This window comes from Methanobacterium sp. (assembly GCF_038562635.1).
In the GTDB taxonomy this organism is placed as follows: Archaea; Methanobacteriota; Methanobacteria; order Methanobacteriales; family Methanobacteriaceae; genus Methanobacterium_D.
In genome coordinates this window covers 697,869-713,389 of record NZ_JBCFBO010000001.1, presented here as the reverse complement: position 1 = coordinate 713,389, position 15,521 = coordinate 697,869, and the positions used below count along the sequence as shown (strand labels likewise).

Here is a 15,521-nt window from a genome sequence, read left to right as displayed (position 1 = left end):
AAATAACAAATTTTGCAGTGGAATTGAATTTAAGGGATTAGAACATAATTGAGAGATTGTAGGTATAATCTGTCTTAGATTTCAATTATTTAGGTAAATTTTAGTTTCTCGTTGCTCTAACAAAACCCTGAAATTTAGTCAATGCTTTGTTGGTATTTTCCGTATTTTTTGATCTATGATTTGAAAGAGACATTTTAATGTAATTATTCAATTCACTTTTCTTGAATGGTTTAACTAAATATTCATAGGGTTCTATTATGGAAGCATACTTTGCCACTTCACTGTAAGAATATGCTGTCAAGTAAATTATAGGGATATCTAATTTATCTTTTATCTGCTTTGCAGCTTCTATACCATTCATTTTCCCTTTTAAAATTATGTCCATTAATATTAAATCTGGTTTTAACTGGTTAGCACATTTGACTGCATCTTCGCCGGTGCTAACAGTGTCCACTATAACATACTCTAGATCCAGCAATTTTTGTTCTAGAGCCATTGCAACGATGATTTCGTCCTCAACTATCAGAATTTTTTCATCTGACACTAAATTCCCCCTATAATCTGAGTTTGAGTGCAATTTAAATCTTTTTAATCTTTTGCCATGTACTGTATTTTTACCTATTTGCATGTCTTAATACGAAATTGTTTTTGTAGTTTAAATCTTGTAAATCTCATTAATCATAAATTAGAGATGAGCTGATTTTGCATTCGGTAAACACAAAATCAATTAAATAAAAGATGTTATAACTGTATTATTAAAGAACAAGTGTGGTTTTTTTAGTGTTATCTAAGATTACAGTCTGATTTAAACCAGTTATTACTTTACTATTAAATTATATCTTGAAATAAGTCTTTTTATACTCTTATTTTTTAACATAATGCTTTTTAAGTTATTTTCACATGTTATTATATATTGGTCAGGTTCTTTGTGGGGTATATCACACAGAAATTAGAGAATCTGTAAGAATTAATTGGAAAATTTTTACTAATTTAACTATTTTTTTATATAAGATGAGCATAAAAAAAGAGTATAAAATAAATCGGATTATATTAAAAAAATGAATTGGAGATTTTTTCTTGAAGATTGCAGTAATTGGAGGTACACGGGGATTAGGTGAGTGGATTGCTAGATTTTTAAAAAGCAAAGGATTTGATATAACTGTAACTGGAAGAGATGAAATAGCTGGGGAAAGGGTTTCAAAAAAATTGGGGGTCGATTATACCTCAAGCAATACCAGTGCAGCATCACAAGCAGATGTAGTTATAGTTTCAGTTCCAATAGATGTTACACTGTCTGCTATAAAAGAAGTGGCTCCAGTTATGAAAAAAGGCTCTTTAATTATGGATGTTACTTCTGTAAAAGAAGAACCTTCCCGAATTATGCAAGAATATGTTCCTTATGGTGTTGAAGTTTTACCGATTCATCCAATGTTTGGTCCAAGAATAAGATCATTAGATGGTCAGGTAATTGTAGTTACACCTACTAATAAAGGTAGATGGTATAATAAAGTTTATAATTTCTTTGAAAGGGAAAACGCACGGATAATAGTTACAACTCCTGAGATACATGACCAAATGATGAGCGTTGTGCAGGGCCTGACTCATTTAGCTTATATAAGTATTGCAGCGACCATAGAAAAGCTTGATGTAGATATTAAAGAATCTCGAAATTTTGCAAGCCCAATATATGATCTTATGGTTGATATGATTGCAAGAATTGTAGCTCAAAATCCTTACCTTTACTATTCTATACAAACCCATAATAAGTATACTAAAAAAACCCATGAAACTTTTATTTCCATTTACAAAGAGCTTAATGAAATGATTTCAAGTGGAAATGAGGAAGGGTTCGTGAAAGTTATGGGGTCTGCTGCAAAACATATGGATGACCTGGAAGCTGCACTTGGAAGGTCAGATAAAGCGATATCTGCCTTAACCGAGGAAGTAAATATCCTTAAAGGGTCTATAGGTAAAGAAGTAGGTTTAAGGCATATATACTCTGGAAAAGTACATATTGGAATTTTAAAAGGTTTATCCCACGATTTTTTAACTTTGGAAATCAATGGCAAAAAAACAAAGCTGAAATTATCTAACGTGGAAATTTTAAGTGATAAAGAAATATACGACCTGAAAGTTGAAAATTACCTCCATAAAACTTACTTTGTTTCTGCTGTATTTCCAGAAAACTGCAGTCCCGATATCATTGTAAATACGATTGAGGGCTTAAAAGGAGTTATTGGCGCTTCGGTTGATGATATGTATCATGGAAGTCAAATACCATCAGGGAAGATAAGCATTACCATTAAATATGAAGTTATAAACTCTGATGCCAGGTTTGATGTTGAGAATCTCTTGAAAGGGTTTGGTGCTGTTATAAGGTGAATCAGATTTAAATGGATTTAAATGCTCATGTCCCATTGCGTAGGTGATGTAATTATATTTACCAATGTATCATGAAGTAACTCTAGTTTAAGATAATTAAAATTACAATTTAACATTAATCCATGGTATGGGCATGAGCGTATTTTAATATTTCATCTGAGCCAATAACTAACTGAAAACTATTTTTTAAGAGTATTATGTTGATTTGCCAGATTAAATTAATTAATCAGCGATAAATTATTATAATAACAAATATAAAATAGTTAATAATGATTTTTCGGTTAATTCAAATAGTTTTGCCCAACGATAAAAAAGAACAAACTAAAAGAATAATAGAAAAAATGGATGTAATGGATTATTCATATTCTATGTTTTCTAAAACCCATTTAAAGTTTGATATCATCGTTAAAATGGATAGATCTGAAGAATTACTGGAAATATTTCAAAAAGAGTTTTCGGGGCTTGATGGTTTCAGAATAATAATAATTCCAATAGAGACTTACATTCCCTTTCCTGAAGAGGAATCAAATATTGGGAATCTGGAAACGAAAAAACAATCTGAAAGGATCAGTAGGGAAGAGATATATGCCCATGTTTCTGAGATGAGCCAGCTTACCCGGATATACATGGTTCTTGTTGCGGCATCAGCTTTTGTTGCGTCAATTGGGCTTTTAAATGATGATGTGGCAGTAATAATCGGTGCAATGATTATAGCTCCGCTTTTAGGCCCTAATATAGGTTTATCTTTAGCGACTGTTATGGGAAATAGGAAATTTATTGTTAGATCTGTTAAAACTAATTTAATAGGGTTTTTAATTGCAGCTGCTGTTTCTATAGTGGTAGGAATGATTTTTGCAGTGAACCCTCAGAATCCTTCCATAGTTTTGAGAACTGATATTGGGAGGGGAAGTTTTTTCCTTGCTTTGGCATCAGGACTTGCAGGGTCTTTAGCTTTAACTACTGGGTTAACCAGTGCTTTAGTTGGTGTGATGATTGCGGTGGCACTTATGCCCCCACTTGCTGCATTTGGTCTTCTTATAGGATCAGGGAATTTTTATCTGGCATTTGGTGCTTTTTTGCTGTTTTTAGTTAATTTAATCAGCATTAACCTTGCAGCAACTATTTCATTTATGGCACAAAACATTAAACCAATTGAAGAAGAAGAATCTAGAAAAGCTAAAATAATTACCCAAAAATCAATTATGGTATTGGCGTCAATTTTAATTATTTTATTTGCATTAATAAGGTTTCATATAATTTATTAAGGTATGAATGAAAAGTATTGTATTATGTATGTGTTTTATACTTCTGTAATTAGGTATATTTGGGTCATGTAATTGTATGAAAAATTTAATTATTTTTAATAATATAATTATAATCAGTGTATCTGGTGGATTTTATGGCTTATCGATTGATCATAATTGTTATACCTGAATATGGAATTTTGAAGGAAATCAAAAATATATTAAAGAGATATGATGTGCTTAATTACTGGGATGTTCAGTCTTCAGGTGAACAGATAGTTATTAATGTAATTATAAGGCGTGAAAAGACAGAATCTTTAATTAACCTTTTACAAAAACGATTTTCAGATTTAGAAGGTTTTAGAATAAGTTTAGTCCCGGTAGAAGCTTCACTTCCAGTACCTGAACCTATTGAAAAGGCAGTGTCAAAACAAGAAGGGCCTCCGGACGAAAGTGATAGTACCATTGAAGAATTAACAGACCGTCTTGACCCGCGAGAACTTGTAGATAGGCTTAGCCGCCATGAAATATATTCAAATATATCTGATCTTGCCAGGTTATCCAAGGTTTACATGCTTATGGTGATTTTATCATCTATCGTGGCAACTATCGGCGTTTTAAATAGTAACGTTGCAGTTATAATTGGGGCCATGGTAATTGCACCATTTTTAGGGCCAAATATGGCTTTATCACTTGCAACTATATTGGGAGATACAAAATTAGCAGTAGAATCAATTAAAACTAATTATTTTGGGCTTTTTTTAGTGTTTATTTTATCTTCGGTTTTGGGATTAATTTTTACTGTTAATCCAAGTGTTCCAGAAATCGCTTTGAGGGCTAAAACTAATTTGGGGAGTATAACCCTTGCTTTTGCATCAGGTATTGCAGGGGCATTAGCATTTACTGCAGGTTTCAGTACCACTTTAATTGGGGTAATGGTGGCAGTGGCACTGCTCCCGCCACTTGTAACATGTGGATTGTTATTCGGTTCTGGACAATTTTCGCTGGCATTAGGTGCATTTTTGCTGTTTTTTATAAACCTGGTCTGTGTTAATCTGGCAGGTATCATAACATTTAAGGCTCAAAAAATTAGGCCCATATATCCTGAAAGGATAAACCGGGCTAAAAAAATGACAAATATTGCTCTATTATTATGGACTTCCTTACTTTCTATATTTGTAGTTTTAATTCTTATTTATCGTGGAATATTCGGTGTTTTATTGCTGGGATGATATATTTTTGCAGTATAAAACTGGAATTTATTCTTTTAACCATTTCCATGCAGAATCTATGTCTTCTGAATAAAAAAATCGTGCTTTTTTGGAATAAAAAGGTTCTGCAAGTGCTGTCATCCATTTTTCCCAGGTTTTATCTCCTACGATAGCCATTTTATCTATTTTATCGTGGTAGGTACGGCCAAAGTTCATATCAGCCATCCATGCACCTATATCTTCCCATTTGAATTGTCTCAAATCCAGGAGCATAGAGATTGACCCTTCTTTTTCTATAAGTGTTTGAACCTCTGGCACCAGCACTTTATAATCTGATTTAGTAACAGTGCCTACTGCCTTAAAGCCCAATATTTTACCTTCACTTTCACTCATTTTTTCTATCATGTTTTCATCTTCTTATTTTTTTAAAATTAATTTAAATTAAACCTATTTTCTATAATTCAATATTATGGGACGATACAAATTTATTAAAGCGTTATAATGGTTTAAAATACTTATTTTTCACGGACTTCAGATTCCATTTTTGATTCAGCTTTTTTAATGTCTTTCATTTTTTTAGTAGGCTTTACTACAGGCTTAACATGTTTTCCTGTAAATCTGCTGTATATTATTTCAATAACAAAGGCTGATACTACCAGTACTGCAAGTATTAAAATATTAAATGGGGATGTAAGTGCAGTTTGCCATACCAGTGCAGCCAATGCAAATAAGCATGTTGTAGCACCTAAAATGGGAAGATATTTGTTACTTGAAGTCTTTGCATGTACCTTCAGGTTAGATAAGTTTACTGCTGCGAAAATAATTAAGAAACCTCCACTCCCCATTGTGGCAATATTGGATATGTCAAAAATATTGGCTATTACTAAAGTAATCGCAGATGTAAGTAGCAATCCGCCAATAGGGCGGTTCCAGATTTTATTTTCTAGTTCAACAGGTAACTCTCCTTCTTTAGCGATGATATAACTGACTCTTGCATTTCCATAAAGAGTAGCGTTAATGGCTGAACCTGTTGAAAGAAGGGCGGCGATTGCTACAAGTGTAAATCCAATGACTCCCAGAAATGGCTGTGCCGCCGCTGCGAGGGCATAATCTTTTGCAGCTATAATCTGGTTTACTGGTAAATTCCCGACAGTTACAATTGATATAAGAATATATAATGCCACTACAAATATCACCGCAGAATAATAAGCTCGTGGTAATGTTTTTGACGGATCTTTTACGTCTTCTGCAGCATTTGCTATGAGTTCAAACCCTTCATAAGCTACAAAAATAATCATTCCACCTGCAACGAGTGAAATAAAGGGGGCCCATGTGGATGGTTGTAATTGGCCAGTATTTACGCTCCATATTCCAGTTAGTACAAAAAGCAGCAAAATAGAAATTTTGATCCCAACGATCCATTCTTCTGCCTTCCCGACGGCCTTTGCCCCTATAATGTTTAGCGCGGTCATTAAAATTATGATTCCGGTGGTACCGATGTGTCGCCATAACATCTGTGATTCTGCTGGGAAAAAGCTTGATAGGTAGCTACCGAAGGCAAAAGAATAAAGTGAAAGCATTACGATATAACTTAAAAAAAGAAGTACATTCAGCCCTCCTGTGGTTAATCCTGGACCAAAAGCTTGATCAAGAAATTCAACAGTTCCACCTTGACTTGGGTAGGTTACAGATAATTTTGCGTAGGAATAAGACGTAAGTAAAGCTACAATACCTGCTAATGCAAATGCAATATAGGTTCCGCCCCCTGCAAGCTGCACGGCAAATCCTAAAACTGCAAAGATACCTCCTCCTACCATCCCGCCGATACCGATTGAAATTACAGATAATAGTCCTAAAGGTCCTTTTTTACTCATTTTAATTATTCCTTGAATGGTTTTGAATACATTTAAAAAATTTTAGGATTCTCAAGGGTATGGATATTTAATCTTGTTAGTTTACTTCTCATGATAGTTTAACTAATTGAGCCAATAGTACTATCTTTAAAAAATATGATTTTAGGGATGTTCTATTTTTTCTCCCATTTTCCAGAGCTACCTTTCTTGTATTCATTTTTTACTGCAGACCATGCAACTTTATGGGAAGTTTGCTCTCTTGATTCGTTCCCTCTGCGTTCTTTTGATTCTTTATACTGATCCCAAGCATTGTTAAATACTTTCAAATAAATTTCTTTGGCATGTTCTGGTAAATTTTCCTTTACCTGTGCTGGTAAATCTCCTTTATTTTTATATGACAAATACTAACCTCATTTTTTAAGTTTTGACCAGTATTAGTTTGATTTTAATTAGTATTAATTATTTCTAAAAAAATAATATTTTTTAAGTATGAACTTCAAAAGTGTAACCCAAACATGAAAAGTGAATTTTTAAAAGTATCTGTGCGAAATTCTGGTTTATACTGTAAATTATGTAATTTAGCAGTTATCTTGTCAACTAGATAACAAATTGAAAGAGAGGTGATAACATGGCACGTCGTGGTGGAACTCGCCGTGGTGGAATAACTTCTGAGATAGAGAAGTCTTTAAAAGGTATTAGTTTTCCAGCAAATAAACAGGATCTAGTTCAACAGGCAAAAAGCAACCATGCAAGTCGTGAAGTTATAAAAGATATACAGAATTTACCTGAAGATCGGTTTAACTCTCCAATAGATATAGCCAAAGCGTGGGGTGAAGAAAAAAGAGGTGAACAGACCACACGCAGTGTTGGAACCCGTCGTGGAGGAATAACTTCTGAGATAGAGAAGTCCTTAAAAGGCATTAGTTTCCCGGCAAATAAACAGGATCTAGTTCAACAGGCAAAAAAGAATAATGCAAGTCAAAATGTTCTACAGGCTATAGAAAATTTACCTGAAGACAAATTCAAGTCGCCTACAGACGTAGCTAAGGCATGGGGTGAAGAAAGAAGAGGAATGTAATTTTATTTAATAATTTCTTTTTTTTTAAAATAATTTAATGGATTTCTAGTGGATCCACGGTAAAATTAAAATAAGCCCAGAATATAATAAAGCTCCTGTAAAAAAGGATAGAGGTTTACCTGTTCCTGAGTTGGGTACTTCATCTTTAATTACATTAAATAAAACTGCACCTGCAATAAATGCTAGCAGTACATAAGCCTCTGATGTCCGTTCTGGAAATAATATTGATAAAGACCATCCCAATATTGGCATCAGTGCCAGTAAATAACGCCCGTATTTTACGTAAAGTGTACCATAGTGTTCTTCCATAGACCTGTCTGAAATAAAAAAGTGGAGTGAAAGCGCTATTGTATAAATTACAATCCCCCAGCCGGTTGTTAAAATCTCAAATCTTAGGGAATAACATATTATCAGGCTCACAACTGCAGTTAAAATTATATGGAGAAAAAACACGTTTCTAGAAGCATTTGTTTCTTTTAATGATTTGGTTGTTTGCTGGGCTTTGTAACCCCTTGATTTTAATGCAAGATATTCCAGTACAAAGAACACTAAAAATCCAATAAATGCCACTCCAAAAATTGCCTTTTCCAAAAATATTGTTATTAATGGGCTGCTGCCAAGAATAGCATGGAGATGTGGGTCTGCATTTTCAATTAGGGGTAATAAATCTAAAAATACATATGCAGAAGCTACTCCTCCAGAAAAAGATAGTATTTTCTTTTTATAACGTTTTGAAAACCCGTAAATTTTGGGTGAACTCAAGTGGACAAATACGAAAACCAGTGCTACAATTAATGCCAGTAAAACTATCTGTAATTCTGAAGTCATAAACAATACTTCCAGTTATTTATACATTATATGGATTCATTTATTCCTTTTTTAACCAGATATCAGTTCACAGGATAACTGGTTAGAAATCTTAAACTCATACCGCATCATAAACCATTAAGTGGGAAATTTATATGAGTTTAGATCATACCTGTGGTAAAAAAAAGAAATGATGAGTAATTTAAGGTTCATAAGTTAGCGGTTAAATTAGTTGGATAATGGTAAAATAGTTGGCTGGCTTAGTTTTATGATTTACACTCAATTTATTAATTACCAGACTCCAAGTAGTCTGAGTATTATTATAATGACTATTATAACTATTAGCCAGTATAATATAGAATATTGCCCTCTATCATCCATTTTTAATCACCTTCTGTTATTTAGGCTGTATTACAATATAAGGACTTAACTTCTTTAAATACGCTATCTGGAAAGAGATCCTCTTAAAACTATTTTGTCTCCCACGGAGTCAACATTAGTGTATGATACCACTTTTTTATCCCCTAGTCCCATTTTGGTTGCATCTCCTCCTTCAGTAATTACCAGAGATTCAACTTTGTCAGATTCAGGGTTCCGTTTTACGTCGCTTATCTTTCCAATTCTATTTCCAGAATCATCCACAACTTCTTTTCCTTTTAATTCGTCAGAAATTTTCATATTATCACCTTTTTGCAATGTTTGAATTAAGATAATTGTGGCTTTTTAGGCTATTAATATTATAAATCTAAATATTATTATTATTTTCTATCAGGGAATTTTAATTATTAATGCTCAATTTATAGTTCAAAAGCAGTGATATTACATATTATTGAAATGAAATATTCGCCTAATTTCATAATATATTAGAATCAACTGTTAATTTTTTATTATTTAGTAATTTAACTTAAATTAGAGCGAATAATATTTATTTTATTGAATTAAATTAATGGAATAAAATTAAATGGGTATATTCATTTTTTCATTAAATTGTTTGATATCTGTACAAATGGGCTTTAAATCAGTACATTTTAATAACAATAGCGACATAATTAATAAAGTATATTTGAGAAATATTAAAAAGGTATGATAAGAGTGTATGGAAGAACAAATAAAGGGCTTCTGGCATTGATTATAATTATAATCATTATAATCGCAGCCGGTGTATATCTTTATTATGCGCAAAGTTCCAATCGCAATGTACAAACCGGTATGAACAATTCAACCAATCAAAGTATGGGAAATAACAGTGCAAATACGACTTCTGCTGCAACAACAATTTCTATCCAGAACATGACATTTAATCCCAACCAAATTACAATTAAATCGGGTACTAATATCCAATGGATAAATAATGATAATGTGCAACACCAGATATCGAGTGACAATGGAGCATTCCAGAGTAATACATTAAATCCTGGCGATAGTTATAACTTCTTCTTCGCTAAAACTGGTATTTATGGTTATCATGATGCATTAAATCCTACAATAACTGGAACCATCATCGTTCAATGAGATTAAATATAACATTAAGATTAATTATTTTATTTTTCTTTTTATATTGACAAATATCTATTTTTATTCACACATAGGCCTATTTATATACATCGACTCCTTCTCGGCTCAGAAGCTTGTAGAAGCGAACTTTTATGGCATCAATTATGAAAAATGCAGTTAAAGCCTCTGCCCAGATAATACCTGCTAAAAACCAGCCCATGGCTGGCAGCAGTATTCCATAAACTGTAATTAAGGTGGCTATTGTTTGTGTACCTATAATGGCTATAAATAGTGGCAGTGCAGGTTTGATCTCCCAGAAGTGGCCCTTTGTTCTGGCCATAAAAACAGTTAAATGACCTGCAACCGAGAGTTTAAGATAAATAAAAGATTGAAGAACTGGAAGAGATAATTTTAATATGTTAATTCCAAGATAAAGGACAAAAAATGATTCTATAACTCCTAAAACTCCAAGAAAAGTAGCTATGCCTAATATAATTCTTAAATCCCATTTTTCTGGCTCATTTGAATATTTTACATTATCGTAAGCGATTGTCATAATTGGCGCATCATTTAGCAGTGCTAGTAAAACTATCATCAAAGCTGTAATTGGGTAAAACTGGAATATGATGATGGATAATGTAATGAAAAATAAAACTCTTATGGTTTCTGTTATCCTGTAAATAGAATAGTTGTTCATCCTCTGGAAAATTTTACGGCTTTGTTTTATGGAATCTATTATTACAGAAATTCCAGGTTGGGTAAGGACAATTGAAGCAGCTGATTTCGCAGCATCTGTTGCTCCTGCTACTGCAATTCCAACATTAGCTTTTTTAAGTGCAGGAGAGTCATTAACACCATCTCCAGTCATACCTACAATATGTCCTTTATCCTGAAGTAACTCAACTATATGATATTTATGTTCTGGGAAAACCTCTGCAAACCCGTCTGTTTCCTCAACAATTTTCTCTGCTTTTCTATCTGTTTCATCGACAAAGTCTTTGGGAATAATGATGTTAGTTCCAAGATTAACCTCTTTAGAGATCTCTTTTGCAATTGCAATATGGTCTCCGGTCACCATTTTTACATCTACTCCCATTGATTCAGCTGTTTTTATGGTTTCTGCTGAATCGTCACGTGGAGGATCGTAGAGCCCAAAAAGACCTGCATACTGCCATTTTCCTGATTTATCGGTTATTGCAACTCCAAGTGTACGATATCCTTTTTCAGCGAATTTATCTACATATTCATTCATTTTATCTGCGATTTTTTTATCTTCACCTGTAAGAGATAATATGACTTGAGTTGCACCTTTGGAAACTTTAAAATGTTTACTTTCACTGGCTATTGAAGCTTCAGTGCGCTTTGAAACTGGATTAAATGGCTTGAATTTAGTTATTTTATATCCTTTTATTTTGATAGATTTTTCTCGTGCTTTGGATAATACTGCAACATCTATTGGATCATTACTGTCTTTTGGCGATGCTAGTTTACCATATAAAAGCACATCATCTTCTTTAAATCCATCAAATGGTTTTATTTCTCCAAGTTTTAATTCATTTTTGGTAATTGTGCCTGTTTTATCGGCACATAATACATCCACGCCCGCCATTTCTTCAATAGCTACCAGTTTGCTTACTATTGCTTCTTTTTTTGCCAGAGCTACCGCACCGACAGCCATTGTAACAGAAAGTACTGCAGGTAAAGCTACAGGTATTGATGCAACCACGAGGACGAGTGCAAACTGCAGTGTATCAAAAAGACTTTGATGCCGGAACAATGAAGCTATAAAAATGATTGCTACCATAATCGCAGCCAGTATAATTAAATAATCCCCAATTTTTATAACAGTTTTTTGAAGGAAACTTCTGGTTTCAGCTTTTTCTACCAGTTGGGCAGTTTTTCCAAAATAAGTGTTCATTCCAGTTGAAGTTACAAGAGCATTTGTTTCGCCTTGATTTATTATTGATCCTGAATAAGCAATATCTGAAGCCTTTTTATCCACTGGAAGTGATTCTCCAGTTAAGGCAGATTCATCGGCTGAAATATTGTCCATTATCTTCGCATCAGCTGGAATGATATCTCCTGAGCCTATATGAATTATATCTCCAGGAACAAGTTCTTTTGCTGATACTTCCTGCCACTTATCATCACGCAGTACCCTTGCTTTTAGTGCAAGTTTTTCTTTAAGTAATTCTATAGCATTGCTTGCTTTATGCTCCTGCCAGAAGCCTATAATGGCATTTAATGCCAATAATGCGGATATTATTCCTAAATCTGCCCAGTGCTGAATCACGGCAGATAAGATAATTGCCACTTCTATAAGCCATGGCATTGGCCCCCAGAAATATTTAAGGAATTTAATTAGGGGGTTAACTTTTTTTTCTGAAATTTCATTAGGTCCATACTTTTGAAGTCTTTGTCGGGCTTGAGATGATGATAGACCTTTCTTGTTTGAAGATATTTTTTTTAATAATTCTTCAAGGGACTTCTTTTTTGCTTCATCTGCATTTATAACTATTTTATCCACAATATTACCTTTAAAATTTGTTTATATGTTCTAATAATGCACAAATTATGGATATAGTCAAGTTTAGACGTATTTATAAATTAATATTATAAAATATCGATTTAAATTTTTATTTTATGTTTAAATTGAAGCAATGGGCTACAATTTTTAAAGAAGTTAATTAAATTACATATATTATTATTAACAATATAATATATGGTGTTTATTGTTAAAAAGAATGCACATATGATGCTTAAAACCAAAACATTTATATACTATAATTGACAACCTATTATAGTAACTAATGTTAACTAAAATGTAATTCATAGTTAAAATTAATTCTAATTAAATAAAATCAATATTATCAAATAAAAAGAGGTAAAATATGGCTGATAAAGAAATGAAACTAAAAGTTGCAGAAGCAATTTCACAGTCTGACGTTGGTAGATCAATTGCAAGAATTGACCCAGCATGTATGCAGGAATTAGGTCTCATAGATGGGGACATAGTGGAAATTGAAGGAAAGAAAATAACAGCAGCAACAGCAGCATCATCTCAATCAGACATTGGCTTAGGCATAATAAGGATTGATGGATACATAAGGAAAAATGTAGGCGCTTCAATCGGTGAAGAAATAACAGTAACACGTGCAGATACAAATGATGCTGAAAAAGTAGTCTTAGCACCTGTAGACCAGCAAATAATGGTCAAAGGAGATGTAAGGGCTGCATTTGCAGGAAGAGTTTTAACTAAAGGAGATATAATAATATCTGGTTTTAGACAACCCGCAACAGCTATGAGAGGAAGTCTATTTGATGAGTTCTTCAGGGACGTAGGGATGAACATGTCTCCTATGGGGGAAATAAAACTTGCAGTAGTCTCAACAAAACCTAAGGGTGTAGTTAAAGTCACCCAAATGACTGATGTTGAAATTCAACCAAACCCTGTAGATGTCTCCAAGCTTGAAGGAGTTAAAAACATTGTAGATGTGACCTATGAAGATATAGGCGGCCTTAAAGATGAAGTTAAGAAAGTAAGGGAAATGATAGAGATCCCACTTAAAAGGCCAGAACTCTTTGAAAGACTTGGAATATCGCCTCCTAAAGGTGTATTAATGCACGGCCCGCCTGGAACTGGTAAAACTTTACTTGCAAAGGCAGTTGCAAACGAAAGCGATGCCCATTTCATAACCATTAACGGGCCTGAGATCATGAGCAAATATGTAGGCGGCTCTGAAGAAAGGCTCAGAGAAATATTTGAAGAAGCTGAAGAAAATTCCCCATCTATAGTGTTTATAGATGAACTCGATGCAATTGCACCAAAACGTGAGGAAGTTACAGGCGAAGTTGAGCGCAGGACAGTAGCACAGCTTTTAACCCTCATGGATGGCCTTAAATCCCGAGGACAGGTTGTTGTAATTGGTGCAACCAACAGAGTAGACTCCATTGACCAAGCACTCAGAAGGCCTGGAAGATTCGACAGGGAAATTGAAATAGGAGTCCCTGACAAAGATGGAAGGCTGGAAGTACTTCAAATACACACAAGAGGAATGCCTTTAGATGAAGATGTTGACTTGGAAAAAATTGCAGAAGTTACACATGGATTTGTAGGTGCAGACCTTGAATCTCTTGCTAAAGAATCTGCAATGAGAGTTTTAAGAAGGATTCTTCCAGAAATAAAAGCAGATGAGGAAATTCCAAAAGAAGTTCTTCAGAAAATGATCGTCAAAGAAGCTGACTTTAAAGCAGCTTTAAAAGAAATTCAACCATCAGCACTTCGTGAAGTCCTTGTACAGGTCCCTGATATCAAATGGGACGATATAGGTGGCCTTGAAAAGGCAAAACAGGAATTACAAGAAGCTGTAGAATGGCCGCTTAAATATCCTGAGAAATTCGAAAAATTTGGAGTCAGACCACCTAAAGGTGTCCTTATCTACGGACCTCCTGGAACTGGTAAGACCTTACTTGCAAAGGCTGTTGCAAATGAAAGTGATTCCAACTTCATCGCAATAAAAGGTCCTGAACTTCTGTCAAAATGGGTTGGTGAATCTGAAAAAGGTGTAAGGGAAGTTTTCAGAAGGGCAAGGCAAACAGCTCCTACTGTAATATTCTTCGATGAAATAGATTCCATTGCATCCACAAGAAGTGGAGGAAGTACCGATTCTGGAGTTACTCAAAGAGTTGTAAATCAGCTTCTAACCGAAATTGACGGAATGGAAGAACTGCAGGATGTTGCAATTATCGCAGCTACAAACAGGATAGATATAATGGATCCAGCTTTACTTAGACCTGGAAGATTCGACAGGCATGTTAAAGTTGATGAACCAGATGAAGAAACAAGACTTGCAATATTCAAGGTCCATACCCAGGATATGCCAATTGCAGGAGATGTGGACTTGAAGTATCTAGCTAAAAATACAGCAGGATATGTCGGTGCTGATATAGAAGCAGTATGCCGTGAAGCGGCCATGCTGACACTCAGGCATGATATGGAATCTGAAGATATTAAAATGAAATACTTCAAAAAAGCTATGAAAAAAGTCAAAAAGGACGAAAAAGACGTTGAATTAGTGCAGTATCACTAATTCTATTTATTAGGAAGTTAGAAAATAACTTCCTCTTTATTTTTAAGTTTTAAAATGCAATTTATTTTTATTACGTTCATGCTGATGTGAAATTCAAAATGTTAATTTAAAGTTAGGGGAATTATAATTAATATAATTAAAAAATTCAAACAAGATTTACTTTAATCCAACCAGCATTACAATTTAATACAACACGCGATTTACGCACAAGATCATGGACATGAGTGTTAATGCTTTTAATAATTAATTGAATTAGTTTAATTAAATAAAAGATTTTTGATATAATTTTTATAAAAAAATTAAGTAGATTTACTTATTCTATGATTTAATATTAAAAAGTAGTTTTATAATCTTTTAAATAA

13 protein-coding genes are annotated in these 15,521 nt (G+C 33.6%); 6 read left to right on the top strand and 7 right to left on the bottom strand.

The genetic code is table 11. From position 1 onward, the window contains the following. Positions 1-100 precede the first annotated feature (100 nt). Positions 101-544, bottom strand: a complete 444-nt coding sequence (locus AAGU07_RS03400; protein ID WP_342457807.1) for a response regulator — start codon at positions 542-544, stop codon at positions 101-103. Positions 545-1,077: 533 nt separating this feature from the next. Here AAGU07_RS03400 and AAGU07_RS03395 point away from each other — a divergent pair. The 3 genes from AAGU07_RS03395 (at position 1,078) to AAGU07_RS03385 (ending at position 4,858) form a co-directional block, all read left to right on the top strand. Continuing rightward, a complete protein-coding gene (locus tag AAGU07_RS03395) occupies positions 1,078-2,382 on the top strand; it encodes a prephenate dehydrogenase (RefSeq protein WP_342457806.1) in 1,305 nt (434 codons plus the stop codon). A gap of 269 nt (positions 2,383-2,651) precedes the next feature. Next, positions 2,652-3,647 carry a TIGR00341 family protein gene (locus AAGU07_RS03390; RefSeq protein WP_342457805.1) on the top strand — a complete coding sequence of 332 codons (996 nt, stop codon included), beginning with the start codon at positions 2,652-2,654 and terminating at the stop codon, positions 3,645-3,647. A gap of 134 nt (positions 3,648-3,781) precedes the next feature. Beyond that, positions 3,782-4,858, top strand: a complete 1,077-nt coding sequence (locus AAGU07_RS03385; protein ID WP_342457804.1) for a TIGR00341 family protein — start codon at positions 3,782-3,784, stop codon at positions 4,856-4,858. 27 nt (positions 4,859-4,885) lie between these two features. Here AAGU07_RS03385 and AAGU07_RS03380 read toward each other — a convergent pair whose 3' ends face one another. From AAGU07_RS03380 to AAGU07_RS03370, 3 genes are all read right to left on the bottom strand, one after another. After that, the gene (locus AAGU07_RS03380) at positions 4,886-5,242 is read right to left on the bottom strand and encodes an STAS/SEC14 domain-containing protein (RefSeq protein ID WP_342457803.1); all 357 of its coding nucleotides are present in this window, start codon (positions 5,240-5,242) and stop codon (positions 4,886-4,888) included. A gap of 110 nt (positions 5,243-5,352) precedes the next feature. Then, positions 5,353-6,711, bottom strand: coding sequence for an APC family permease (locus AAGU07_RS03375; RefSeq protein WP_342457802.1), 1,359 nt, complete (start codon positions 6,709-6,711; stop codon positions 5,353-5,355). Positions 6,712-6,863: 152 nt separating this feature from the next. Beyond that, the gene (locus AAGU07_RS03370) at positions 6,864-7,091 is read right to left on the bottom strand and encodes a ChaB family protein (protein ID WP_342457801.1); all 228 of its coding nucleotides are present in this window, start codon (positions 7,089-7,091) and stop codon (positions 6,864-6,866) included. Positions 7,092-7,318: 227 nt separating this feature from the next. Here AAGU07_RS03370 and AAGU07_RS03365 point away from each other — a divergent pair, with 227 nt between their 5' ends. After that, positions 7,319-7,768, top strand: coding sequence for a DUF2795 domain-containing protein (locus tag AAGU07_RS03365; RefSeq protein WP_342457800.1), 450 nt, complete (start codon positions 7,319-7,321; stop codon positions 7,766-7,768). Positions 7,769-7,813: 45 nt separating this feature from the next. Here the strand turns inward: AAGU07_RS03365 and AAGU07_RS03360 are convergent, their stop codons facing one another. Beyond that, positions 7,814-8,596, bottom strand: a complete 783-nt coding sequence (locus AAGU07_RS03360; RefSeq protein ID WP_342457799.1) for a hypothetical protein — start codon at positions 8,594-8,596, stop codon at positions 7,814-7,816. A 423-nt stretch (positions 8,597-9,019) separates the two neighbouring features. Beyond that, positions 9,020-9,253 (bottom strand): PRC-barrel domain-containing protein, encoded by a 234-nt coding sequence (locus AAGU07_RS03355; RefSeq protein WP_342457798.1) that lies wholly within the window; start codon positions 9,251-9,253, stop codon positions 9,020-9,022. A 405-nt stretch (positions 9,254-9,658) separates the two neighbouring features. On the opposite strand from AAGU07_RS03355, the gene AAGU07_RS03350 reads away from it, so the two are divergent. Next, positions 9,659-10,087, top strand: a complete 429-nt coding sequence (locus AAGU07_RS03350; protein WP_342457797.1) for a cupredoxin domain-containing protein — start codon at positions 9,659-9,661, stop codon at positions 10,085-10,087. Positions 10,088-10,166: 79 nt separating this feature from the next. Here the strand turns inward: AAGU07_RS03350 and AAGU07_RS03345 are convergent, their stop codons facing one another. Beyond that, a complete protein-coding gene (locus AAGU07_RS03345) occupies positions 10,167-12,596 on the bottom strand; it encodes a plasma-membrane proton-efflux P-type ATPase (RefSeq protein WP_342457796.1) in 2,430 nt (809 codons plus the stop codon). A gap of 364 nt (positions 12,597-12,960) precedes the next feature. Between AAGU07_RS03345 and AAGU07_RS03340 the strand changes: the two genes are divergently transcribed. After that, complete coding sequence (locus tag AAGU07_RS03340) at positions 12,961-15,159, top strand: CDC48 family AAA ATPase (protein WP_342457795.1); 2,199 nt, start codon at positions 12,961-12,963, stop codon at positions 15,157-15,159. Positions 15,160-15,521: the final 362 nt, after the last annotated feature.